The sequence below is a fragment of the Streptomyces sp. NPDC001903 genome, from assembly GCF_042891345.1.
Classification (GTDB): Bacteria; Actinomycetota; Actinomycetes; order Streptomycetales; family Streptomycetaceae; genus Streptomyces.
In genome coordinates, this window is the sequence record NZ_JBIASZ010000009.1 from 1 (window position 1) to 21,920 (window position 21,920).

The 21,920-nt window shown below is 72.9% G+C and carries 24 protein-coding genes; 11 read left to right on the forward strand and 13 right to left on the reverse strand.

Going from position 1 to position 21,920, the window contains the following annotated elements:
• Positions 1-4: 4 nt before the first annotated feature.
• Entirely contained in the window at positions 5-139 is a 135-nt protein-coding gene (locus tag ACFYZS_RS20665) for an integrase core domain-containing protein (protein WP_389015146.1), read from the forward strand.
• Positions 140-161: 22 nt separating this feature from the next.
• Here ACFYZS_RS20665 and ACFYZS_RS20670 read toward each other — a convergent pair whose 3' ends face one another.
• Positions 162-722 carry a hypothetical protein gene (locus ACFYZS_RS20670; RefSeq protein ID WP_389014355.1) on the reverse strand — a complete coding sequence of 187 codons (561 nt, stop codon included), beginning with the start codon at positions 720-722 and terminating at the stop codon, positions 162-164.
• Positions 723-901: 179 nt separating this feature from the next.
• Here ACFYZS_RS20670 and rpmG point away from each other — a divergent pair, with 179 nt between their 5' ends.
• From rpmG to ACFYZS_RS20695, 5 genes are all read left to right on the forward strand, one after another.
• A complete protein-coding gene (gene rpmG, locus ACFYZS_RS20675) occupies positions 902-1,066 on the forward strand; it encodes a 50S ribosomal protein L33 (protein WP_389014358.1) in 165 nt (54 codons plus the stop codon).
• Positions 1,067-1,162: 96 nt separating this feature from the next.
• Entirely contained in the window at positions 1,163-1,405 is a 243-nt protein-coding gene (locus ACFYZS_RS20680; protein WP_389014360.1) for a type B 50S ribosomal protein L31, read from the forward strand.
• 88 nt (positions 1,406-1,493) lie between these two features.
• Positions 1,494-2,099 carry a GPP34 family phosphoprotein gene (locus ACFYZS_RS20685; protein WP_389014363.1) on the forward strand — a complete coding sequence of 202 codons (606 nt, stop codon included), beginning with the start codon at positions 1,494-1,496 and terminating at the stop codon, positions 2,097-2,099.
• Positions 2,100-2,202: 103 nt separating this feature from the next.
• Entirely contained in the window at positions 2,203-2,559 is a 357-nt protein-coding gene (locus ACFYZS_RS20690; protein WP_389014366.1) for a hypothetical protein, read from the forward strand.
• A 9-nt stretch (positions 2,560-2,568) separates the two neighbouring features.
• Positions 2,569-3,351, forward strand: coding sequence for a crotonase/enoyl-CoA hydratase family protein (locus ACFYZS_RS20695; protein ID WP_389014369.1), 783 nt, complete (start codon positions 2,569-2,571; stop codon positions 3,349-3,351).
• Here ACFYZS_RS20695 and ACFYZS_RS20700 read toward each other — a convergent pair.
• The 5 genes from ACFYZS_RS20700 to ACFYZS_RS20720 all read right to left on the reverse strand — a co-directional run bounded on the left by ACFYZS_RS20700 (position 3,311) and on the right by ACFYZS_RS20720 (position 7,156).
• Positions 3,311-3,766 (reverse strand): hypothetical protein, encoded by a 456-nt coding sequence (locus tag ACFYZS_RS20700; RefSeq protein ID WP_389014372.1) that lies wholly within the window; start codon positions 3,764-3,766, stop codon positions 3,311-3,313. The two genes, ACFYZS_RS20695 and ACFYZS_RS20700, sit on opposite strands and share 41 nt — an antisense overlap.
• A 48-nt stretch (positions 3,767-3,814) precedes the next feature.
• Positions 3,815-5,365: a carboxylesterase/lipase family protein gene (locus ACFYZS_RS20705; protein WP_389014375.1), complete on the reverse strand. Its 1,551-nt coding sequence runs from the start codon at positions 5,363-5,365 to the stop codon at positions 3,815-3,817.
• An 83-nt stretch (positions 5,366-5,448) separates the two neighbouring features.
• On the reverse strand, positions 5,449-6,477 hold the full coding sequence (locus ACFYZS_RS20710) for an NAD(P)-dependent alcohol dehydrogenase (protein ID WP_389014378.1): 1,029 nt from the start codon (positions 6,475-6,477) through the stop codon (positions 5,449-5,451).
• Positions 6,477-6,698, reverse strand: coding sequence for a helix-turn-helix transcriptional regulator (locus tag ACFYZS_RS20715; RefSeq protein WP_389015148.1), 222 nt, complete (start codon positions 6,696-6,698; stop codon positions 6,477-6,479). The genes ACFYZS_RS20710 and ACFYZS_RS20715 overlap by 1 nt, the downstream gene beginning before the upstream one ends.
• 29 nt (positions 6,699-6,727) lie before the next feature.
• Positions 6,728-7,156 (reverse strand): hypothetical protein, encoded by a 429-nt coding sequence (locus ACFYZS_RS20720; protein ID WP_389014381.1) that lies wholly within the window; start codon positions 7,154-7,156, stop codon positions 6,728-6,730.
• 178 nt (positions 7,157-7,334) lie between these two features.
• Here ACFYZS_RS20720 and ACFYZS_RS20725 point away from each other — a divergent pair, with 178 nt between their 5' ends.
• Positions 7,335-7,781, forward strand: coding sequence for a hypothetical protein (locus tag ACFYZS_RS20725; RefSeq protein ID WP_389014384.1), 447 nt, complete (start codon positions 7,335-7,337; stop codon positions 7,779-7,781).
• Positions 7,782-7,787: 6 nt separating this feature from the next.
• Here the strand turns inward: ACFYZS_RS20725 and ACFYZS_RS20730 are convergent, their stop codons facing one another.
• The 5 genes from ACFYZS_RS20730 to ACFYZS_RS20750 all read right to left on the reverse strand — a co-directional run bounded on the left by ACFYZS_RS20730 (position 7,788) and on the right by ACFYZS_RS20750 (position 14,326).
• Positions 7,788-8,327: a CAP domain-containing protein gene (locus ACFYZS_RS20730; protein WP_389014386.1), complete on the reverse strand. Its 540-nt coding sequence runs from the start codon at positions 8,325-8,327 to the stop codon at positions 7,788-7,790.
• A gap of 100 nt (positions 8,328-8,427) precedes the next feature.
• Complete coding sequence (locus ACFYZS_RS20735) at positions 8,428-9,852, reverse strand: extracellular solute-binding protein (RefSeq protein WP_389014388.1); 1,425 nt, start codon at positions 9,850-9,852, stop codon at positions 8,428-8,430.
• A complete protein-coding gene (locus ACFYZS_RS20740) occupies positions 9,849-12,509 on the reverse strand; it encodes a VWA domain-containing protein (protein ID WP_389014390.1) in 2,661 nt (886 codons plus the stop codon). Before ACFYZS_RS20740 ends, ACFYZS_RS20735 begins: the two co-directional genes overlap by 4 nt.
• A 4-nt stretch (positions 12,510-12,513) precedes the next feature.
• Complete coding sequence (locus ACFYZS_RS20745) at positions 12,514-12,858, reverse strand: hypothetical protein (protein ID WP_389014393.1); 345 nt, start codon at positions 12,856-12,858, stop codon at positions 12,514-12,516.
• Positions 12,859-12,922: 64 nt separating this feature from the next.
• Complete coding sequence (locus ACFYZS_RS20750; RefSeq protein ID WP_389014396.1) at positions 12,923-14,326, reverse strand: amidohydrolase family protein; 1,404 nt, start codon at positions 14,324-14,326, stop codon at positions 12,923-12,925.
• A gap of 241 nt (positions 14,327-14,567) precedes the next feature.
• Between ACFYZS_RS20750 and ACFYZS_RS20755 the strand changes: the two genes are divergently transcribed.
• Positions 14,568-15,506, forward strand: a complete 939-nt coding sequence (locus tag ACFYZS_RS20755; protein ID WP_389014399.1) for a GDSL-type esterase/lipase family protein — start codon at positions 14,568-14,570, stop codon at positions 15,504-15,506.
• A gap of 46 nt (positions 15,507-15,552) precedes the next feature.
• Positions 15,553-16,734 (forward strand): MAB_1171c family putative transporter, encoded by a 1,182-nt coding sequence (locus ACFYZS_RS20760; protein ID WP_389014402.1) that lies wholly within the window; start codon positions 15,553-15,555, stop codon positions 16,732-16,734.
• Between the two features lie 6 nt (positions 16,735-16,740).
• Here the strand turns inward: ACFYZS_RS20760 and ACFYZS_RS20765 are convergent, their stop codons facing one another.
• Positions 16,741-17,835 (reverse strand): winged helix DNA-binding domain-containing protein, encoded by a 1,095-nt coding sequence (locus tag ACFYZS_RS20765; protein WP_389014404.1) that lies wholly within the window; start codon positions 17,833-17,835, stop codon positions 16,741-16,743.
• Between the two features lie 88 nt (positions 17,836-17,923).
• Here ACFYZS_RS20765 and ACFYZS_RS20770 point away from each other — a divergent pair, with 88 nt between their 5' ends.
• The gene (locus ACFYZS_RS20770; protein ID WP_389014407.1) at positions 17,924-19,024 is read left to right on the forward strand and encodes a helix-turn-helix transcriptional regulator; all 1,101 of its coding nucleotides are present in this window, start codon (positions 17,924-17,926) and stop codon (positions 19,022-19,024) included.
• On the opposite strand, the gene ACFYZS_RS20775 is transcribed toward ACFYZS_RS20770, so the two are convergent.
• Positions 18,978-19,400, reverse strand: coding sequence for a Fur family transcriptional regulator (locus ACFYZS_RS20775; RefSeq protein ID WP_389014410.1), 423 nt, complete (start codon positions 19,398-19,400; stop codon positions 18,978-18,980). The genes ACFYZS_RS20770 and ACFYZS_RS20775 overlap by 47 nt on opposite strands.
• A 216-nt stretch (positions 19,401-19,616) precedes the next feature.
• On the opposite strand from ACFYZS_RS20775, the gene katG reads away from it, so the two are divergent.
• Positions 19,617-21,848: a catalase/peroxidase HPI gene (gene katG / locus ACFYZS_RS20780; RefSeq protein ID WP_389014413.1), complete on the forward strand. Its 2,232-nt coding sequence runs from the start codon at positions 19,617-19,619 to the stop codon at positions 21,846-21,848.
• The last annotated feature ends 72 nt before the right edge of the window (positions 21,849-21,920 follow it).

The following is a 21,920-nucleotide window of genomic DNA, read 5'->3' on the forward strand; positions in this document are numbered from 1 at the left end:
AGTCATCGATGACACCGGCGTCTTCAACGACAAACTCCGCGAGTGGGAGGACTACTACAACTACCACCGCCCCCATGGCTCCCTCGGCGGCCAAACACCCTACGAACGCCTCAAGCAGAAGGCCCAGACCCCGGTGTAATCGAGCTGCGGCAGTTGCACACCTAGACGGGGCAGGGCTTGTACTCCAGGCTGAGTTCGCGGTCGACGGCGTAGCTCGTCCGCATCGACGCGTCGATGACCTGCTGCCAGGTGCCGTACTTGGCGTACAGCTGGTCCGCCGTGGGCCCGAGCGGGTTGCCGTACTTGTCCGTGTTGCGCTCCTCCAGGATGCGGACCTCCTCCGGGGTCATGCCCGCGCGGGTGATCGACTTGGCCTGGTTGCGCATGTCCACGAGTTCCCTGGCGACCTCCTCGTCGGTGGCCCCGGCGCTGCGCATGTCGGCGGCGGTCCGGTGCATGTCCTCCAGGAGCCCGTGGTAGCGGATGCGGGTCCGCTGGGCCTCGACCTTCTCGTCCATCGGGAGCACGCGGATCCGGCACACCACCGGGTCGGCGCTGGGACAGGGGTCGTCCGCGGAGACGGGCGCGGCGAGCGGCGCGGTGATGATCGAGCCGCACGCCTCCGCCGCGGCGGCCGAGGAGGAGGCGACGGTGGCCGACAGCGCGAGGACGGCCACGAACGGAACCAGCGCACGGCGAAGTGACGAAGATCGAAGAGACATGGCGCCATCCTCGGCAGCCGGGCTCCGCCCCACACGCCCCCACACCGATGATCACTCGGACGGGGTAGGGAAGGGTCGCCTCCGCGGGGCGGGAATGCATCGGCCCGGGCTCCTGTTGCAGGAGTCAGCTGGCATGCGCGAGTCAAACATCGCGCGAGTGCCGCCGAGAGGAGCACCCCGTGGCACGCAACACCGCACGCCCCGTCGTCCGGCTGAAGTCGACGGCCGGGACCGGCACCACCTACACGACGCGCAAGAACACCCGGAACAACCCCGACCGCCTCGTCCTGCGCAAGTACGACGCACTGGCCGGGCGGCACGTCGCGTTTCGAGAGGAACGCTGAGGCGCACCGGGCACTGCCCGGCAGGTACGCACGCCCATACTCGGCCACTCAGCCGACCCCGCCCACGCGGCCCACTCGCATGAGGAGGGACATCACATGAAGCCCCGTATCCACCCCGAATCCCGCTCCGTCGTCTTCCGCGACCGCGCGGCCGGCACCGCGTTCCTGACCCGGTCGACCGCCCACGCGTCGAGCAGCATCGAGTGGGAGGACGGCAAGACCTACCCGCTGGTCGACGTCGAGATCTCGTCGGCGAGCCACCCCTTCTACACGGGGACCTCGCGGATCGTGGACGCCGAGGGCCGGGTGGAGCGTTTCCACCGGCGCTACGACCGCTGAGCGCCGTCCCGCGCGGAACCGCGGGCAGGCGCGATACTGGCGCCGGGTGGGACCACACCACTGCCGATGACTCCGAGGGGAGCCGTTCATGACCACGGCGAAAGACCTGTTCATCATCGCCATGGATCCTCAGCCGAACCATTCCGTGGGGCAGGGCGACTTGTCGCTCGCACTCGCGGGAGCCGAGCTGATCGATCTCATCGGCGCGCAGGTCGTCACCTTGGACGGTGACAGCATCGTTCCCGGCGGGCCGTCGGCGCCGGACGACCGCCTCTTGGGCGAGGCGTCGGCCGCGCTCAGGCGGCAGGTGCCGTACGAGCGGGTCGAGGACTGGCTGTGGCGCCGGGGCCGCGACCTCGCCGCGGCGTACCAGACCGCCCTCGAGGCGGATGGCGAGCTGACGGCGGGGCGCGGCGGCCGGTCGCTGTTCGGGGCCGAGCGCGTGGAGCTGGTCGATTCGCCCGCCCGCCGCCAGGCGCGCAACCGCTGGGAGGCGGACGAGCCCGTGCTCGCCGCCCTCGCGGCGGTGGTGGGCGTACAGAAAGGGTCGTCCGAGGAGGAGCTCGACCTCGACGACGAGGCGGTCACGACCGTGCTGGCCATCGTCAACGACGCGGTGATGGAGCTGGAAGCGGTGCGCCAGCGGCGCTCGATCGAGAAGGCGGCCTTCGCCAACGTCTGGCGCGCCCCGTAACGGGGCGCAAGCACGTTCGAATGCCGGGAGTGTGCGGGAGCCGAAAAGGAGAAGATCTCCGGACCGGCTCCCGGACCGGGACGCGAGCTTTTAGGCTGGTCACATGCGCCACACGCTCACCAGCCTTGCCAGCGCCTACGAGCTGGAGCACGTCAAGCGTGCCCCGGCCGGCGGTCGCGATTTCATGGCCCGGGCCGCCGCCTACCAGGAGCGGCTGGCTCAGCGCCCCGACCTGCGCCACTGGTCCCCCATCGACGACGCCGACCCCGGCGAGGACGGGCCCTCGCGCGTGCTCGACGCCGACCTCGACGCGTGGACGCGGCTGGGTGAGGGCCCGAACCGCGGGGCGTGGCGGATGGCGCGGTTCAACCGCCCCGGGCAGGAGGAGCAGGCCGGCGGCGCGCTGACCTGGCGGGAGCTCGCGTACCACTACGGGCCCCTCACCGAGGACGGCGAGTGAGGGTGCGGCATGGCGGATGAGCAGGCCGCGGTGCGGGTCGAGCGGGACGGCCCGGTATTCACGGTGATCTTGAGCAGGCCTGCGGTCCGCAACGCCGTGGACGGTCCGACGGCGGCAGGGCTCGCCGATGCCTTCCGCCGGTTCGAGGCGGACGAGGGCGCCGCCGTCGCCGTCCTCTGGGGCGAGGGCGGGACCTTCTGCGCCGGCGCCGACCTCAAGGCCATCGGCACCGAGCGGGGCAATCAGGTGCTCGCTTCGGGGGACGGACCCATGGGGCCGACCCGGATGCGGCTTTCCAAGCCGGTGATCGCGGCGGTCGCGGGGCACGCGGTGGCAGGGGGCCTGGAGCTGGCGCTCTGGTGTGATCTGCGGGTCGCGGAGGAGGACGCGGTCTTCGGCGTGTTCTGCCGCCGCTGGGGCGTGCCGCTGATCGACGGGGGTACGGTCCGGCTGCCCCGGCTGATCGGCGAGAGCCGCGCCATGGACCTGATCCTGACGGGGCGTCCGGTCACCGCCGCCGAGGCGCATGCGATCGGGCTCGCGAACCGGGTGGTGGCGCCGGGGCAGTCGCGCGGGGCCGCGGAGGCGCTGGCCCGTGAGATCGCCGCGTTCCCCCAACTGTGCATGCGCCACGACCGGTTGTCCGTCCTGGAACAGCACGGGCTGGACGAGGCGGAGGCGCTGGCCGGGGAGTACCGGCACGGTCTGGTTCCGCTGACCGCGGGCGAGACGGCGGCGGGGGCGGGGCGCTTCACCTCGGGCGCGGGGCGGCACGGCGCGTTCGGGGAATGACCCGTCGGGCACACCGCACGCAGAGCCAGGCGAACAGGGCGGCGGCGATCACGGACAGGAGCGAGTAGAGCAGCGTCGTCGCCCACGATATCGGGCCGGAGTCCACGGCCATGTACGTCCCCCACGGCGTCCTGGCCACCCGTACGACGCTTCCGACGGTCCCGCCGTCATCGGGCAACCCCACCTTGACCTGCCCGCGGTCCGCGGCGGCCGCGAGAGTGCCGGTGCACTCGACGTGGCTGGCGCCCCGCCCTCCGCCCGCGCGCCGGCACTCGGAAACGTGAAGCCGGTCCTCGGCGCCGACGAACCCGAGCCCGACGAGGCCCGCCAAGGACACCCATACGGTCACCGACGCGAACAACAGGGCCACCACGCCCCACGCCGCGGCGGCGACGGCCCTCCCCCGGTCAATCATCCCGTCAGCATAGGACCCTGCCGTGTGGGCGGGCGCAGCCGGTTGACGCTACCGGCTGATCAGCGGGAGGGCCGGGAAGGTGTGGTGCCGCCAGATCCGCTCGGAGGACCGTTCCGGATAGGCGGTGACCACCGGTCGGGCGTCGAAGAGTTGGACCAGGCGTTCGGTGGTGTCGTACGCGGGCCAGCCGGGGGCGCCGTGGGCCGCGAACCGCGTCCATGCGGAGCGCATCCCGGCGGACAGGGACTCCGCCTCCGGGGAGGGGGATTCACCGATGAGCGCGGCGGGCTGACCGCGGTCCAGGGTGCCGAAGACGAGCGGCACGTCCAGGCCGTGGCAGGCACCGAGGATCCCGCCCATGCCCGGGGCGGGCCAGGTGAGCTCGTAGACGTACGCGCGGCCGCCGGCGGCCGTCGCGGCCTGGGCGAGGTGCAGCGTCGGCATGCGGAACAGCCAGTCCGAGTGGACCGACTCGTACAGCTCTTCCGGGCTCGCCGTCGGGAACGCCTCGCGGTAGCGGTCGGCTCCCTCCGGGCCGGGCGCGAAGAGGCGCAGCGCGGTCGCCGCCTGCTCCTCGGTCACCTGCCCGAGGAGACCCTCCAGCGCGGTGAACAGGCGCTGCTCGTCGCGGGTGTGGCCGACGAGGAGCTCGATGCCGCGGCCGGCCCCCTCGGCCAGGGCCTGCCACGGTGTGCGGACCAGGACCTCGCCGTCGACGACGGGCGCGAACAGGACGCCCCGGTGTGCGGCCGGGCCCCAGCGCCGCGTCCACTGGTCCGTCTTGGCGGCGACCGCGTCACCGGCGGCGGCCAGTCGGTGCGGGGGGACGCCCGACAGGTCCTCCACCGTCGGCCTCAGTCCCAGCTCGGCGGCGCAGGCGGCCGCGATGTCCGCGGCGAGCTCCGCTGAGAAGTACGTGCCGGGCGCGCTCTGCACGATGGCCCGGCCGAAGAGCCCGGCCGCGCGTTCCATCGCCAGCAGTGCCGCGATGGACCCCGCTCCCGCCGACTGGCCGAAGACCGTGACCCGGTCCGGGTCGCCGCCGAAGGCGCGGATGTTGTCGCGGACCCATTCGAGGGCGGCCACCTGGTCGAGCAGACCGCGGTTGGCCACGGCCCCCTCGACCTGCGCGAACCCCTCGATGCCCACGCGGTGGTTGAACGTCACCACCACGACGCCGCCGTCCCGGGCGAGCCGGGCGCCGTCGTACTCGGGGAGGCCGGACATGCCGATCGCGTAGGCGCCGCCGTGGATCCACACCATCACCGGCAGGCCGGCGCCGGGTTCGGGCTCGGGCTCGGGCTCGGGCGACCAGACGTTGACGGTCAGCCAGTCGTCCCCCGGCGACTGCCGCGCCAGCGCGTCCATCCCGAACACGCCGGCCTGCGGGGGCGGCGGGCCGTACGAGACGGCCTCCCGCACCCCGCTCCAGCCCCGTACCCGCCGCGGCGCGGCGAATCGCTGGGCGCCGACCGGAGGCTCGGCGAACGGAATGCCGCGGAAGACCGCCACACCCGCCTCCCGGCTGCCGAGCAGCGCACCGGCGCTCACCCGGGCGCGGGGCCGGGGCCCGGAGGGGTCTGGCACGGCAGGGGTCATCTCGGCATCCCGTCAGGCATGTGGCTCACGGCGGCAGCGGACCCTGCGCATCATCCGCCGTCCGTGCGCGCCGCACCATTCATTTACGGACGGTCCGCAACGGGAGCGGCGCGGACCCCGGGCAGGGGGCCGGACACGTCCTGCACGCGGATCGCGATCTTGCCGCGTACGCGGCCTTCCCGTAGGCGGCGTATCGCGTCGGGGACTTCCGCCAGCGGGTACGCACGGTCCACCACCGGGGTGAGCGCGCCGGACCCGATGAGTTCCCCCAGGGTGCGCAGGTCCCCGGGGCGCGGGGCGGCGGCGAGTCCGCGCAGGCGGTGCCGGGTGAAGGGCGACAGCAGCAGGGCGCGCAACTGCCGGTCGTGGCCGCCGATCCAGCGGCCGTCGGTCTCGCCGCCGACGATGATCAGGGTTCCGCGCGGGGCCAGGGCCCGGCGCAGCCGGCGGAGGGGGCGGTTGCCGCCGATGTCGAGGACGAGGTCGTACGGGTGCACCCCGTCGGTGGGGTCCTCGCTCGTGTAGTCCACGACCTCGTCCGCGCCGAGGGAGCGGACCAGCTCCGTCTTGGGCGTGCTGCAGACTCCGGTGACGTGTCCGGCCCCGAGGGCCTTGGCCAGTTGGACGGCGTACGTCCCCACCCCGCCGCCGGCGCCGATCACCAGGACCCGCTGACCGGGCGTCAGCCGGCCCGCGCGCAGGGCCTGGAGGGCCGTGCACGCCGAGATCGGGACGACGGCGGCCTCTTCGGGGGTGAGCCTGGCCGGCCGCGGAGCCAGCCCGTCCTCCTTGGCGCACGCGAACTCCGCGAATGAGCCGGCGCAGGTGCCGTACACCTCGTCGCCCGGCCGCCAGCGCGTGACGCCCGGTCCGACGGACTCCACGCGGCCCGCGACGTCCATGCCCCGGACCCGCTGCTTGGGCGCTCGCAGGCCGAAGCCCGCGGCGCGCAGGGCGTAGGGCGTGCCCGTCATGAGGTGCCAGACCCCCTGGTCGAGGCCGGCCGCGTGCACGCGCAGGAGCACCTCGCCGCGCCCGGGAACGGGCCGCTCGATCTCCGTCAGGCGCAGGACCTCGGGCGGTCCGTACGCGTCCTGGACGATGGCTCTCATCAGCCGTCTCCCCTGTCGTCGCCTGTTGCGCCGGTGTCGGCCGCGTACTGGAAGACGCCGTCGAGGGGCATCCCGAACACGTGGGCGATCTGGAAGGCCATCTCCAGCGAGGGCGAGTAGCGGCCCTGCTCGATGGCGATGACCGTCTGACGGCTCACGCCGATGCGGCGGGCGAGCTCGGCCTGGGTCATCTCGCCGTGCGCGAAGCGCTGGGCGCGGATGGTGTTGGTGACCCTCGTCGGCTTCGGCTTCACCACGGGTGGAAACCGAACCGGTACGAAATGACCTTGACCACCGAACTGAGCACCGACGAGAGGACGAAGGCCAGGTAGACGGCGTTGGCGATCCAGAACGGCGCGGCCTCGGCCATCGCGAGCAGCATGCCGGCCACGGCGCCGATGACGACGAACGACTGCCCCACGTACTCGCCGAAGCGGTGGATCTCCCGGTCGCGCTGGTCCTTGACGTTCGCGTCCTTCGGCGAGGACGCGGCGATCGCGATGTGGGCGGCGATCGACACGGCGATCGACAGGCAGACCGTCCACAGCAGCGCTCCCGCATAAGGTGCGCGGGTCAGCGGCACTCCCGCGGGGCGGTCCAACACCCACCACAGGTACGTCGCGTACGACCCGATCGCGACCACCAACATGCTCCAGGCACGTTTCTCCTCGACTGCCACTGCCCCTCCCGATGTCAAGAAAACCAGACATTCGAAGTGTCAAGCAGCCGCGACACGATGTCAAGAATTCTTGACCCCGGAGTGCCGAAGGAGTGCCCCCGTGCCACGCTGAGATGGAGATCGCGACGGTCCGGCACGCTCCACCGGCCGGACGGCCGCGCCAAGCAAGGAGGCCGACATGGCCAGTGACTCCACCCGAACCAGAGCGGCCGACGCGAACCCGAGCCCCTGGCACGGGCCCACATCCGGAACCACCGTCCTCGCGGCGGCGCTCATGATCTTCGGTGGCGCGATGGCCCTCTTCGAGGGGATCGCGGCCGTCGCCAAGGACGACCTGTTCGTCACGACCCGCCACTACGTGTTCGAGTTCAGCCTGGGCGGCTGGGGCTGGGTCCACCTCATCATGGGCATCATCATCATCCTGGCGGGCTGCGCCGTCCTCACCGGAGCCCTGTGGGCACGCTTCTTCGGCGTGTTCGTCGCGGGCCTGGGCGCTCTCGCCAACTTCCTGTGGATCCCGTACTACCCGGTGTGGGCCACGGTGTTGGTCGCCGTCAACCTCTTCATCGTGTGGGCGCTGTGCAGGGGCATGCACCACGAGGCCGGGGACGGCCGGGCGGTGTGACGCGGGTCAGCTGCCGTACAGGCACACGACGACCCAGCCCGCACCCTGGATGGGAACGCCGCTCTTCGCGCCGCAGCCCATCGTGTGCCACCTGGCGTCGATCATGTTGTAGTAGTGGCCCCACGCCCGGTACCCCTCCTTGTTGGTCGTGTAGTCGTGGTTCGGGTCCGCGTCGTAGGCGCTCTTCTCGGCGGCCCAGCTCCCCGTCGCCTGGTCCGGCGGATGGCCGGACATGTTCTCGGCGGCGCTGCCCAGCGGGGCGTGGTTCAGTTGGCCTCCGGCGGTGGACGCCGGGTTGTCGGCCCAGGCCTGGGCCTGTGCGGCGAGCGCGCTGTCCCAGGTCAGGGCCGGCTGATTGGCCTGCTGGCGCACGCTGTTCGTCTCGGCGAGGATGGCCTGCTGCTGGGCTGGGGTGATCTCGGCGGGGCGCACCGCCGAGCCGGCGACGGTGGCGGTGGCACCGGTCGCGAGCATGACGCCTCCGGCCAGCAGCGCCGCCGCGGCGAGGGCCCCGGCCTGGTGACGTACCCGAGTGCGGTTCCTCATGGCGACTCCTCGGTCGCACGGAAACGGCAGCACGTGGCGGACCACGGCCGCCTTCGGTAAGGCAAGCCTATGTCCGGGGTCTGCGTGCGGCGAGTGGAGGTCAGCGCGACGGCAGGGCCCTCTTCAGCTGTGCGTCGAGGTCCTTGGCGAGTTCGGCGTCGGAGGGCGGTCCGGTGCTCTGGAGCCGGGACAGCTGAGCGGTGAACGTCTGGCTGAAGGCGCCGTAGAGCGGGGTGCGCGGTCGCTGGACGGCGTTCTCCAGGGCGGGCAGCAGAGTGCCGCGCGCATAGGCGGGGCGGCCGTCCGCGTCCCGGGGCATCCGGTCGGTGCGCTCTCCCGTCGGGGACGCGGTGGCCTGGCCGGCGGGCTTCGCCGCCTTGCAGGTCAGGCCGTGGTCCTCGTACGCGGAGAGCCTGGTGGCCGCGAACCCCGCGTCGAGCAGGCAGCGTTCGCTCTCCTTGCCGGTGAGGAACTCCACGAGCTGCCGGGCCGTGGCGCTGCGCTGCGAGCCCCGGGCCACGGCCAGGTTCTGGCCGCCCAGCACCGCCTTGCCCGGCAGTGGGGCCACGCCGAGCTGCTGCTCGGACAGGGACTGGTGGAGCGTGCGGTACGCGTACGGCCAGTGCCGCAGGAAGCCCGTACGGCCGCTCGCGAAGTCGGTGAGCGTGTCCGCCTCGTCGGAGTGGACGGCGTCGGGCAGGGTGTACGCGGCCTGGGTGCGGTTGCGCAGCTCGCCCAGCCCGGCCTGCAGGTCGGCCACGGAGCCGGCGTAGCGGCCGTCCTCGTCGGTGAGCGCGAACCGGTCGGCGGCGGAGGCGAAAGCCTCGATCCCGTTGACGGTGAGGCCTTCGTACGAGGCGTCGAGCTGCGAGGTCCAGCCCTTCACATAGGGTCCGGGCAGCTTCTTGCCGGCCGTGTCGAGCGCGCCGATCAGCTGCTGGACGCCGGGCCAGCCGGTGCCCTTGCCGAGATCGGTGTTCGTGACGCCCGCGCTCGCCAGGTAGTCGCGGCGGTAGAAGAGCAGCCCGACGTCGCTGTTGAAGGGGACGGCGTACAGTTTGTCTCCCCAACGGGCCGTATCCGCTACCGACTTGATGACATCGGAGTCGACCAGCCGCTCGGGGAGCTGCTGGACCAGACCCGCCGCCGCGAACTCCGGCACCCAGGTGACGTCGAGGTTGACGACGTCGTACTCGGCGCTGCCGGACTGCAGCGCACCGAGCAGCTGGCTGCGCTGCTGGTCGGCCGAGCCGGGCAGCTCGACCAGCCGGGCCCGGTAGGCCGAACCCTTCGCCTCCTGCTGCCGGTTCCACTCCGCGATGAGCTGCTGGCGGATGCCGCCCTTGCCGGTCACGTCCCGGCCGCTGGCCAGCACGATCTCGCCCGGCACTTCGCCCGTGCCCGCGGCGGGCCGCTGCCCGTCGCCCGGGCCGTCGGCTCCGCCCGCGTCGCATCCGGCGGTGAGCAGCAGGGCGAGGAGTGCGGCCGACGCACCGCGCCGGACGCGCCCGCGGCCGTGCCTCATCCCTCGTCCCCCGTTCCGGTCCTGGCGACCTCGTCGCGCAGCCGGGCCACGAGATCCCCCTTGGTGTCCAGGCAGCGGCCGCCGCTGGCCTCGGAGACGGCCGCGTCCGGTTTGCCCTTGTCGCAACCGCCGGCGTCCAGGGAGGCCATGACCACCGGGATCTTCCTCGCCCGCGCGGAGGCGAGCAGGTCGTTCAGCCGGCCGTCCTCGGTCATCCGGTTGTTGTCCTCGTCGTCCGTGATGTAGACGATCAGCTGCGGTCCGTGGCTCTCGGTGCCGCGCTGCGCCATGTACTCCAGGGCTGCGACCAGCGCCCGGCCGGGATCGGCTTCCACGTCCTTGACCTGTGCCGAGGCGGGGATCGCCCGCTGTGCCTCCTCGCGCTTGTGCGTGCCGAAGGGCAGCACCTCGCCGTACGGGCGGGGGTTGCCCGGTTCGGTGGCCACGCCCCAGACCCCGTATTCGTCCTGGCCGCCGAGCCCGGCGAGGGACTGGGCGATGATGCCGGGCGCGCCGCCGGGGCCCTCCCACAGGCCGCCCATGGAGCCGGACGAGTCGAGCAGGAAGAGCACCCGGCCCGGCCCGTTGGCTTCCCGGTAGCGCTTGAGCGCGTCGGTCATCGAGGACGGGAGGGCGGGGCCGGGGAGCAGGCCGGGGTCGGCCAGGGCCCCGAAGTCGCTGCCGCCGAGGGGGCGGTGGCCCCCCGAGCCGCTCCGGAAGCCGTCCTGCCCGAAGACGGCGAGTCCGCCGGAGGGCGCGGACGCGGCGGGCGTCTTGCCCTCCTTGCCGGTCAGCCAGGTGCGGAACCCCTCCACGGCGCGGTCCCGCGCCTCCTTGTCCCGGTCGGCGCCCCGCCAGCGCACCCGTACGAACGTCGGGCTCAGTCCGGGGACGTCGACGGGGTACTCGGCCATCCGCCCGGTCCGCGTCGCACTGTCGCAGCCCACCCCGGTCTTGAGCAGGAACTCCGGGACCAGGGCCGTGGTGCGATCGTCGACCTCGTTGTCGTCGGGCAGCGTGCACAGCAGCTCCGCGCCCGTGCGCGCGGGCGGTCCCGCCTGGGCCACGCCGCGCTCGGCCGAGGCCGGGGAGCGGCCTTCCGTTCCGCCGCCGCCGTACAGGCCGATGGTCGCGAGGAGGCCGGCGTCGGTGTTCTCCGGGTCCGTGCGCCGCACTTCGGCCTTCGCCTCGCGCTTCCTGACCGCCTCCGTCAAGGCCGCGAGGCTGCCCACCCGCTCGGCGGCCGGCTCCGCCGCCAGGTTCTGCGGTACCGCGAGCACCACCGGCGAGTAGGCGAACGGCTCGGGATCGGCCTCCAGGGAGACGTAGGTCCGCTCGGGGGACGTGAGGCGGGCCCGGTCGACGCTCGCGAACGAGGCCGGGACCCAGATGTCCGGCTGGGGGCCGATGTCGCGCTGCGGGTTGTTGTCGTCTCCCGTCGGCCGCTGCCAGGGGTCGGACTGCCGGCCGAACGCGGCGACGGTGGCGGCGGCCCCGGCGCTGTAGACGGTGATGCCGCTGCGCCTGCAGCCGTCTCCCGCCCGGTTCGCGTTCGACATGAGGTACGCCTCCGCCGCCTTGCGGAGGGTGGGTTCCAGGTCGGGGTCGGTGAGCAGCCGGAGTTCGAGCGGCGGCTTGCAGGCCGCCCCGTCCCCGCCGCCGAGGACGGCCAGGCCGGTGGCGACGAGGCCGGCGATCGCCACGGGCACGCCGATGACCGCCGCGAGCCTGCGGCGCCCGGTGAGGGGGATGAGTCCGCGGCGTCCACCCGGTCTTCGGGCCGCGGCCCGCCGGCCGCCGCGCGTTCGCGCCGGATACGGCGAGTGCCGGCTGCCGCCGCCCCCGTACGGCTCGGCGAAGAGCGTCGGCGGGGGCTGTGGCGGGCGCGTGCCCGGCGGGCGGACGGGAGGGGCGGCGAGCAGTACGTCCGCTCCGGACGTGGCCGAGCGGCTCTGCGGCTCCCACGGCTCGGGGGGCTCGCGCAGCGTCGTGTGGTGCGCGGACATGTGGGATCTGAGCCGGTCGGCCAGGCCGTCGAAGCCGACCTCGCCGTCCTGCAGGAGGCGTACGAGCTGCGCGGTGAAGGGCGTGGGGCCGTCGCCGTCGCCCGCGTCGATGCGGTTGTTGGCCTGGACGCTCATCAGCAGTGAGGTCCGCTGCCGCTGGGCGGTGCCGAGCGTGTCCCATGCCGTCGAGGCATTGCCGGCGTAGCAGCAGTCGAGGATGACGACCACCCGCTCCGCCCTCGCGCGGGACAGCACGGTGAGGACGCTCTTCCAGGGCACGGCGCCGCGGAACACGGACTCGGTGCCGGGGACGATCGTCGCCCGCCGCATCAGCAGCCACAGCTCGTCGCCGGTGCTGGGCACGGCTCCGTGGCCGGAGAAGTAGAGCAGGAGCAAGCCCTCGGCCGCCTCGACGGCGGCGTCCAGGTCCTGGTCGAACTCGTCCACGGTGCGCGGGCAGGTGACGGTGATCCCGTCCTCGGTGAAGATCCCGCCGGTGCGCAGTGCCCGGCCGAGTCCGGTGAGGTTGTGTTCGACCGCCTGCAGGTCGCCCGAGACTCCGAAGGGGTGCTCGGGCTGTTTGAAGTCGTACTCGGGGACTCCGACGAGCAGCGCCCGGTTCGCTTTCCCACGCGGGTCGAAGCGCGCCACGGGGCTACCTCCCGTCGCCGCCCGCCGCGACGTCGACCTCCGGCGGTTCGCCCCGTTCCACGGCGCGGCGGTTCTCGCGCCACGCGCGGACCCCGCTCTTGACCTGTTCGAAGACCTCGTCGAACACCTTGGGGGCGACCGCGCCGATGAGCACCAGGACGATGTCCATGCCGGCCCCCATCGGGCTGCCGGGTCCGTCCTCCTCACCCGCGCTCTCGTGGATCTCCAGCCGGCCGCTGTTCCTGAGCGCTTCGAGCTTCTGCTCCCGCTCGAGCCACGCCTTCAGCGCCCCGATGTCGCCCTCGCTCCCGCCCTGCGTCAGGCGCACGCGGATCGCGGTATTCGCCATAGCCTCCCCCTCAGCCACAACTCGACATGATGGCATGAGAGTTGGATCCAGCGGCAGCCATTGGTCACGAATGCGGCCCCGACCCCCGGCCGTTCAGTACGTGGTCGCGCGAAGCACGGACCTCCTGGCGCAGCGCCGCCAGGTCGACGTCCAGGACCTGCCCGTTCCACTTGCGGGGTTCGCCGTTGACGAGGACGGTACTGATGTTGCGCGCGTCGGAGCCGAGGACGATGGTGCCGATGGGGTCGTTGAGCGGCATGTTGTTGAGCTCCTCGGCCTGGACGACCAGCAGGTCGGCCTTCTTGCCCGGGGTGAGCGAGCCGGTGACGCCGTCGAGCCCGTTGGTGCGGGCACCCTGGAGGGTGGCGAAGTCCAGGACGTCGCGCGTGGTGATGCGGGAGGGCTGCCGGCCGGTCCCGTAGGCGGCGTTGACGGCTCGCATCCGCTGGATGGCGTGCAGGGTCCGCATCTGCGTGAACATGTCCCCCGCCAGGGCGACCTCGACGTCGATGCTGAGTCCCGGGCGGATCCCGGCGGACAGCGCTTCGTCGACCGCGGGAATCGCGGTCTCCAGGCCGATCTGGGCGTCGGAGGTGGGGGCGAGCGCCACGGTGGTGCCGGTCTCCCCCATGGCCTTCCACGCCTCGGGGGTCAGTCCGGTGGCGTGGATGAGGGTGACGTCGGGGCCGAGGATCCCGTCCTGCGCCCAGCGCCGCACCGCCTCGGAGGACGCCGCGCCGAAGACGGCGTCGACGCTCACCCCGATGCCGAGGTCCCGGGCGACGCGGGCGAGTTCGGGACCGTACGCGAGCGCGGGGCCGGCGATCTCGTCGGTGGCCAGGGCCGCCAGGCGCAGGGTCAGGAGTTGGTCATCGCTGCCGAAGTACGTGTCCTTGAGGCGGGTCATGTCCGCCGGCCACTGCCGGTCCCACGTGCCGAAGTGCGGCCCCATGGAGGCGTGTACGCCGCGGATCCCGGTGTCGAGGAGGGCTTGGACCGCGGCGTCGGAGTGCTCGCGGGTGCGGGAGTTGTGGGAGAAGTCGAGCATCGTGGTGATGCCGCTGTCGATCGCGGTGAGGGCGGCCAGCCGGGTGCCGACGTACATGTCCTCGGGGCGGTAGACGGTGGCGTGGCCGGCCAGGGTGGACATGACGTAGCCGCCCAGGTCGTCGACGTCGGGCATGATCCGGCGCAGCGGGGCCTGCCAGGCGTGCCGGTGGGTGTCGACGAAGCCGGGACCGAGGATCGCGCCGGCGCAGTCGATGACGACGGCGTCCTGCGTGTCGAGCCCGTGGCCGACGGCGGCGATCGTGTCGCCTTCGACGAGGAGATCGCCGCGGTCGATGACGCCGAGGCCGGGGTCCATGGTGACGAGGGTCGCCCCGGTGAACAGGATGCGCCGCCGGTCGGCGGGCCGCTGCCGGATCAGGGCGAGGGCGGCGTCACCGGTGGTGTCGTGGAGGGTCATGGGAGGTCTTCTTTCCGCGCCCCGGAGGGGAGGTGGTCGCTGTTGCCGGGCCACCAGCCTCGCCGCGGGCCGGAATCCGAACCAGGCCGGCGTGAACCCGGGTGCCGGACACCCACCCACGGGCCCGCGGCGCGGGGCCGCCGGCCGCCGTTGCCGCCGGTGCGGGGCCCGGTTCAGGTGGCGGGAGTCGGCCGTTAGGGTGAGTTGATCAATCGTTTCAAGAAAGGCCACGCGGCTCCCAGTGTCCGAATCACGCCCCCACCTCCTGTTCTCCTTCGGCACGTTGAGGGACGAACGAGTACAGACCACCCTCTTCGGGCGAGCCGTGCCCACGTCCGCGGCTTCGCTGGCCGGCTACACCACCCGGCCCCTCCCGATCACCGACCCGGCCGTGATCGCCGCCAGCGGTCTCGACGTGCACCTGATCCTGGAGCGCGAGCGGAGCTCCGCGGTCGAGGGGGCCGTCCTGCACCTGACCGACCAGGACCTCGCCGCGGCCGACGCGTACGAAGTCGACGACTACGCCCGCCGACGGGTGGTCCTCACCTCCGGGGAGAGCGCCTGGGCCTACCTCGACGCGGACCCGCTGCGCGCGGCCCAGCGGATCGTCATCGTGGGCGACAGCATCGCGTACGGGCGCTGCGACCCGCGAGGCGGCTGGACGGGCCGGCTCGCGGCCGCCCACATCGCGGGGAACGAGAGCGCCCACCGCGTCTTCAACCTGGCCGTACCGGGCAGCTTCCTCAGCGACGTCAGCGAGCAGACGCCCGCGCTGCTGGCCCCCCGCCTGCCCGACACGCTCATCGTCGCGGCGGGCATCAACGACTGCGCCGTACGGCTCGCGTCCCCGGACGCCCCCTACGACGCGCCCGCGCACATCGCGGCCCACCTCGGCTCGCTGGCCGCCACGGCCCTGAACCACAACGCGCGGCTCGTCGTCGTGGGACCGACGTGGATCGACGAGGCGCGCACCGGCGACTACGAGGGCCTGTGCTTCACGGAGGCGCGCGTACGGGCGCTGCGCGACGCCATGCGGGACTGGTGCGGGGCGCACCACGTCGACTTCCTGGACATGTGGGAACCCCTGCGCGGAAGGACCGGACTGCTCGTCGACGGCGTCCACCCCGGCGCCGACGGGCACGACGCGCTGTACCGGCATCTCGACACCCCGGGCCGCTGAGCCCGATCATGCACGAAGAACACCAGCACGAACAGCAGGGCACGGCGTGAACGACTCGAACGGACTGGGCTTCTACCTGCCCGGAGCCCTGCTGCTCGCGGCGGCGGGGCTCAAGCTCCCCGCCCTCTGGCGCAACCCCCGCGACGAACTCCTGCGGTCCGTCCTGGTCCTCCTCGTCCTGGCCACCGCCGTGTTCGGCTGCACCGCGATGCCCACTCTCGTCGCGGTCAACAGGTTCACAGGAATCCCGAACGCCGCCGCACCGCTCGTGTTCTCCCTGCTCACGGCCTTCTCCGGGGCCAACATCGTGCTCATCTTCCGCTGGAGCAGCGGCCCGCAGGACGCGGAGCGCACCCGCCGGTGGTCCCGCTCGTGCACCCTCGTCACCCTCGTGGTGATCGCGGCGATCAACGTGCTCTTCGCGCTCGGAGAGGCCCCGGTCGAGCGCCTGCGCGATCTGGACACGTACTACGCGAGCACGCCGTACATCCGGGAGATGATCCTCCTCTACCTCACGGCGCACACCACGGCCGCCGTCACCATGACGCTCCTGTGCCGGCGGTGGGCGCGCGAGGTCCACGGCCCGCTGCGCACCGGGCTGGACCTGATCGCCTTCGGGTACGTACTGAACCTCCTGTACGACGTGGCGAAGTTCAGCGCGATCGGGGCCCGGTGGGCGGACGCCGACTGGGACGTCCTCAGCACCGAGGTCGCACCGGCCCTCGCCTCCGTGTCCGCGCTGCTGATCGCGACCGGGTTCGTCCTGCCGCTCGTCTCCCAGCACGTCATGAGCCAGTGGGACATGTGGCGCCGGTACGCCCAGCTCCGCCCGCTGTCCCGGGAACTGCGGGCGGCGACGCGGCACAGCATCGCGCTGGGCGGCGGTCCGTGGACGCCCATCGAGATCCGGTTGACGCAGCGCGAGTCGGACATCCACGACGGGATCCTCACGGTGAGCCCGTACCTGCAGGAAGCGGTACGGGCGCGGGCGCTGCGGGAGGAACTGGAGGCGGGGCGGCCCGCCGACGAGGCGGCGGCCGTCGCCGACGCGGTCGCCCTCGCGACGGCCGTCGTCCTCTGGGGCCGCGCGCGGAACACGCCGGAAGACCCCGCGGCCCAGGCCCCGAGCCCGGTCCTGACCTCGCCCAACAGCCCGTCGGGGCTGGTGCGGATGTCCCGGGCCCTGGCCAAGTCGCCCACCGTCCGCACCTTCCGCCAGACCGCCTGACGGAGGTCAGGCCCGGGCGATCCGCACCCGGCTGCTCTCGTTGTCGGAGAGGAACGAGGCCAGCTCCCGTCCCTCTTCGCCGACGGAGGTGCGCTCAGCCGCCGAGAGCCCGCGCAGCGGGGTGACGGTGACGGCGCCGTCCCGGACGTTCCAGGTCGCGGCGACCCGGCCGTCGACCAGGACGACCCGCTCACCGGCCACCGACAGGCCGCGGTGGGCGTCGTCGATGATCCGGGTGCGGTCGTCGTAGCCGAGGATCGCGTTGTCGAACGCCGGCAGGAAGCGCACGGGGGCGGGCGTGTCGGGGTCGGGGCGCGGCGCGTCGGGGAGGTCGAGCAGTTCCCGGCCCCGCTCGTCCCGGAAGGCGACCAGCTCCTCGCGTACGGCGGCCACCGCGGCCGGCAGTCCGGCGAGCCCGCACCAGGCGCGCAGGTCGGCCGAGGCGGCGGGGCCGTACGCCGCCAGGTAGCGCCGTACGAGCGCCCGGCCGACGGGGTCGGTGCCGTCGGGCGACGGCGGGTCGATCTCGCGGCCGAGCCAGGAGGAGAGCAGGACGTTGCGCACGCCCGCCTTGGTCCGCCAGAGCCCGCGCGGCGGCGCCTGCGCCACCGGGACGAGTGCGGCGATCAGCATCTCCCCCAGCGCCCGCCGCCCCGGCGCCGGCCAGCGCTCGGCGAGCGCCCCCGCGAGCTCGGTCATCGTGCGGGGCTCGCCGTCGGCCATGACGGCCCGGCCCGCCGCGGCGAGCTCGTCGAGGTCCACTCCGTCGAGCTCGCGGCGGTAGGTGGCCAGGACCCGCTGGCGCAGCATGGCCCCGTGGCGGGCGCGCCAGGCCAGGGCGTCGCCGGCCGTGACGAGGTGGACGGTGCGGCGCATCAGGTGGGTCCGCACCACCTGCCGCCGGACCAGCAGGTCCGACAGGTCCGCCGGGCCGAAGGCGCGCAGCCGCGACCAGAGCCCGACGAACGGTTCCTGGGGTTCCTGCGCCTGGAGGCCGCCGAGGTGCGCGACGGCGTCGAGGACCGGTACGCCGGCGCGGTCGAGCAGCAACTGGCGGGCGAGCGTGGCGCGGCTCAGGGCCCGGGCGTCGAGAACCGTCATCGGCATTCCTTCTCGTTGTTCGGCACGGGACGACAGTGGCAGGAGATGCGGTCAGGATGTGTCCGCTTCCCGGGGCAGCATGGAGGACATGCCGAAGACCTCAGCGCGACTGCTCCGCCTGCTCTCCCTGCTCCAGACGCGCCGGGACTGGCCCGGGCGGCTGCTGGCCGAACGGCTGGAGGTCAGTCCCCGTACCGTGCGCCGCGATGTGGACCGGCTGCGCGGGCTCGGGTATCCGATCGCGTCCGCGAAGGGTCCCGACGGGGGCTACCGGCTCGATGCCGGCACGGAGCTCCCGCCGCTGCTGTTCGACGACGAGCAGGCGGTGGCCCTCGCCGTCGCGCTCCAGGTCGCGGCCGCCACCGGGGCCGGCATCGGGGAGGGCGCGGCCCGGGCGCTGGCCACCGTCCGGCAGGTGATGCCGGCACGGCTGCGCCACCGCATCGACATGCTCCGCTTCACGGCGGTCGATCGGCCGGCCGTCCGGCCCCGGCCGCCGGTCGACGGGAAGGTGCTCATGGCGGTCAGCGCCGCCGCCCGCGCCCGCGAGCTACTGCGCTTCGACTACGCCACCGCGCCGCGCGCCGGGGCTCGCGAGGACGCGCCGCCCGCCGGACCCCCTCCGCGCCGGGTGGAGCCCCACCATCTCGTCACCTGGTGCGGCCGGTGGTACCTCGTCGCGTGGGACCTCGACCGCGAGGACTGGCGCACGTTCCGCGCCGACCGGATGACACCGCGCACTCCCACGGGACCCCGCTTCGCTCCGCGTGAGGTGCCGGGGGGCGAGGTCGCCGGCTTCGTGGCCCGCAGGTTCGAGGGCCACGAGGACTCCGGCGGCCGGCCCTGCCGCGGCGAGGTGATCCTCGACCTGCCCGCGGCGACCGTGTCCGCCCACACCCACGACGGGCTGGTCGAGGAACTCGGCCCGGACCGCTGCCGGCTCGTCCTGGGCTCCTGGTCGTGGACCGGCCTGGCCGCGGCCATCGGGCGGTTCGACGCCGACATCGAGGTCCTCGGGCCGCCCGAACTCGAGGAGGCCTTCGCACGGCTGGCCCGCCGTTACGCCCGCGCCGCGGGGCCGAGCCCCCGAGCTGCGGCCGGGCAGCCCGCATCGTCCAGCGGGAGCAGGGGCGGGACCGACGTCAGCCCGCCTGGCCGGCGCACGACGGGCACAGGCCACGGTAGGTGACCTCGACCTTCGAGACCGTGAAGCCGAATCGGTCCTCCTCCGGGAGGCTGGCCATCGGGTCGCCCGTCGGGGGGACGTCGCGGATGGTGCCGCAGCGCGAGCACACCAGGTGGTGGTGCGGGTGGCGCGCGTTGGGGTCGTAGCGCTTGGCGCGGCCGTCCGTGGACAGCTCGACGACCTCACCGAGGGTGACCAGCTCGCCCAGGGCGTTGTAGACCGTCGCCCGCGAGATCTCGGGCAGCCGCTCCACCGCCCGGGCGTGCACCTCGTCGGCCGTGAGGTGCACGTGCTCCCCGTTGAGCACCTCCGCAACGACGCGCCGCTGGGAGGTCATGCGCCAGCCGCGCTCTCGCAGTCGTTCCAGCAGGTCACTCATATCGGTTCACCCAATCAGGTCAGGTGGGATGCCCGGAGTTCAGGAAGGTGTCCGGATCCCTATCAGATATGCAACTGGTGCTCTTCTTGACTTGGATTGCGTCCATCGTAGGATCGGTTCGGTCGGCAGCCAACCCTCACCGCAGCCACGTCCGTACGACGCTTCCGCAGCCCCCTTTCCTTAGCAGCGAGATCCGCCCGGTTTGGAAGGATTCCCATGTCTGAGAACCACGATGCACACGCAGTAGACGCGAAGACGGAGGCCGGAGGCAGGTGTCCCGTCGCGCACGGGCGCGCCGCGCACCCGACCCAGGGCGGCGGCAACCGCCAATGGTGGCCCGAGCGCCTCAACCTCAAGATCCTCGCCAAGAACCCCGCCGTGGCCAACCCCATGGGCGAGGAGTTCGACTACGCCGAGGCGTTCAAGACGCTCGACCTCCCCGCGGTGAAGCGGGACATAGCCGAGGTGCTGACGAGCTCGCAGGACTGGTGGCCCGCCGACTTCGGCCACTACGGCCCGTTCATGATCCGCATGGCCTGGCACAGCGCCGGCACGTACCGGATCAGCGACGGCCGCGGCGGCGCCGGCGCCGGGCAGCAGCGCTTCGCCCCCCTCAACAGCTGGCCGGACAACGGGAACCTCGACAAGGCCCGCCGGCTGCTGTGGCCGGTCAAGAAGAAGTACGGCCGCAGCATCTCCTGGGCCGACCTCATGATCCTCACCGGCAACGTCGCCCTGGAGCAGATGGGCTTCGAGACGTTCGGCTTCGCCGGCGGCCGTGCCGACGTCTGGGAGCCCGACGAGGACGTGTACTGGGGTCCCGAGACCACCTGGCTCGGCGACGAGCGCTACACCGGCGACCGCGAGCTGGAGAGCCCGCTCGGCGCGGTCCAGATGGGCCTCATCTACGTCAACCCCGAGGGCCCGAACGGCAACCCCGACCCGCTCGCCGCGGCCCGCGACATCCGCGAGACGTTCCGCCGGATGGCGATGAACGACGAGGAGACGGTCGCCCTGATCGCGGGTGGCCACACCTTCGGCAAGACCCACGGCGCGGGCCCGGCGGAGAACGTCGGCGCCGACCCCGAGGGCGCTCCGATCGAACTGCAGGGTCTCGGCTGGAGCAACAGCTTCGGCACCGGCAAGGGCGCCGACGCGATCACCAGCGGCCTCGAGGGCATCTGGACGGACACCCCGACCGCCTGGGACAACAGCTTCTTCCAGATCCTCTTCGGGTACGAGTGGGAGCTGTTCCAGAGCCCCGCCGGCGCGAACCAGTGGCGGCCGAAGGAGGGCGCCGGAGCCGGCACCGTCCCCGACGCGCACGACGCGTCGAAGACGCACGCGCCGACGATGCTGACGACCGACCTCTCCCTGCGCGTGGACCCGGCCTACGAGCAGATCTCGCGGCGCTTCCTGGAGAACCCCGCCGAGTTCGCCGACGCCTTCGCCCGCGCGTGGTTCAAGCTGACCCACCGCGACATGGGCCCGATCGCGCGCTACCTCGGCCCGGAGGTCCCGTCCGAGACCCTCCTGTGGCAGGACCCGCTCCCCGCCGTGACGCACCCGCTCGTCGACGCCGACGACGTCGCCTCGCTGAAGAGCCAGGTCCTCGCCTCGGACCTGTCGGTCTCCGAGCTCGTCTCCGTCGCGTGGGCGTCGGCCTCCTCCTTCCGCGGCAGCGACAAGCGCGGCGGCGCCAACGGCGCGCGCATCCGCCTCCAGCCGCAGGCCGGTTGGGAGGTCAACAACCCCGACCAGCTCGCGACGGTGCTCCGTACGCTGGAGGGCATCCGGCAGTCCTTCAACTCGGCGCAGAGCGGCGGCAAGCAGGTCTCGATCGCCGACCTGATCGTCCTCGCCGGCGGCGCGGCCGTCGAACAGGCCGCCAGGAACGCCGGTTTCGAGGTCGAGGTGCCCTTCACCCCCGGCCGCGCGGACGCGACCCAGGAGCAGACGGACGTGGAGTCGTTCGCCGCGCTCGAGCCGGTCGCCGACGGCTTCCGCAACCACCTCGGGAAGGGCAGCCGGCTGCCGGCCGAGTACCTGCTGGTCGACCGGGCGAACCTGCTGACGCTGAGCGCCCCCGAGATGACGGTCCTCGTCGGCGGTCTGCGCGTCCTGGGCGCGAACCACCAGCAGTCCTCGTACGGCGTGTTCACCACGACCCCCGAGTCGCTGACGAACGACTTCTTCGCCAACCTGCTCGACCTCGGTACGACGTGGACGGCGACGGCCGAGGACGCGAACACGTTCGAGGGCCGCGACACCGCCTCCGGCGAGGTGAAGTGGACCGGCACCCGGGCCGACCTGGTCTTCGGGTCCAACTCCGAGCTGCGTGCGCTCGCGGAGGTCTACGCGAGCGACGACGCGAAGGAGAAGTTCGTGAAGGACTTCGTCTCCGCGTGGGCCAAGGTCATGGACCTGGACCGGTTCGACCTCGTCTGATCGATCAGACCGCGACGTCCGGGTCGGCCGGCAGCCCTCTCATCGGCTGACCGGACCGGCCCGGACGTCTGC

What these genes read in the sequence shown, in the direction of transcription:
- ACFYZS_RS20685 (WP_389014363.1), top strand. Translation starts at nt 1,494, where the DNA reads ATGACCACGGCGAAAGACCTGTTCATCATCGCCATGGATCCTCAGCCG.
- ACFYZS_RS20765 (WP_389014404.1), bottom strand. Translation starts at nt 17,835, where the DNA reads ATGACGGTTCTCGACGCCCGGGCCCTGAGCCGCGCCACGCTCGCCCGC.
- ACFYZS_RS20705 (WP_389014375.1), bottom strand. Translation starts at nt 5,365, where the DNA reads ATGACCCCTGCCGTGCCAGACCCCTCCGGGCCCCGGCCCCGCGCCCGG.
- ACFYZS_RS20725 (WP_389014384.1), top strand. Translation starts at nt 7,335, where the DNA reads ATGGCCAGTGACTCCACCCGAACCAGAGCGGCCGACGCGAACCCGAGC.
- ACFYZS_RS20690 (WP_389014366.1), top strand. Translation starts at nt 2,203, where the DNA reads ATGCGCCACACGCTCACCAGCCTTGCCAGCGCCTACGAGCTGGAGCAC.
- ACFYZS_RS20695 (WP_389014369.1), top strand. Translation starts at nt 2,569, where the DNA reads ATGGCGGATGAGCAGGCCGCGGTGCGGGTCGAGCGGGACGGCCCGGTA.
- katG (WP_389014413.1), top strand. Translation starts at nt 19,617, where the DNA reads ATGTCTGAGAACCACGATGCACACGCAGTAGACGCGAAGACGGAGGCC.
- ACFYZS_RS20730 (WP_389014386.1), bottom strand. Translation starts at nt 8,327, where the DNA reads ATGAGGAACCGCACTCGGGTACGTCACCAGGCCGGGGCCCTCGCCGCG.
- ACFYZS_RS20750 (WP_389014396.1), bottom strand. Translation starts at nt 14,326, where the DNA reads ATGACCCTCCACGACACCACCGGTGACGCCGCCCTCGCCCTGATCCGG.
- ACFYZS_RS20735 (WP_389014388.1), bottom strand. Translation starts at nt 9,852, where the DNA reads ATGAGGCACGGCCGCGGGCGCGTCCGGCGCGGTGCGTCGGCCGCACTC.
- ACFYZS_RS20745 (WP_389014393.1), bottom strand. Translation starts at nt 12,858, where the DNA reads ATGGCGAATACCGCGATCCGCGTGCGCCTGACGCAGGGCGGGAGCGAG.
- ACFYZS_RS20700 (WP_389014372.1), bottom strand. Translation starts at nt 3,766, where the DNA reads ATGATTGACCGGGGGAGGGCCGTCGCCGCCGCGGCGTGGGGCGTGGTG.
- ACFYZS_RS20670 (WP_389014355.1), bottom strand. Translation starts at nt 722, where the DNA reads ATGTCTCTTCGATCTTCGTCACTTCGCCGTGCGCTGGTTCCGTTCGTG.
- ACFYZS_RS20680 (WP_389014360.1), top strand. Translation starts at nt 1,163, where the DNA reads ATGAAGCCCCGTATCCACCCCGAATCCCGCTCCGTCGTCTTCCGCGAC.
- ACFYZS_RS20775 (WP_389014410.1), bottom strand. Translation starts at nt 19,400, where the DNA reads ATGAGTGACCTGCTGGAACGACTGCGAGAGCGCGGCTGGCGCATGACC.
- ACFYZS_RS20770 (WP_389014407.1), top strand. Translation starts at nt 17,924, where the DNA reads ATGCCGAAGACCTCAGCGCGACTGCTCCGCCTGCTCTCCCTGCTCCAG.
- ACFYZS_RS20710 (WP_389014378.1), bottom strand. Translation starts at nt 6,477, where the DNA reads ATGAGAGCCATCGTCCAGGACGCGTACGGACCGCCCGAGGTCCTGCGC.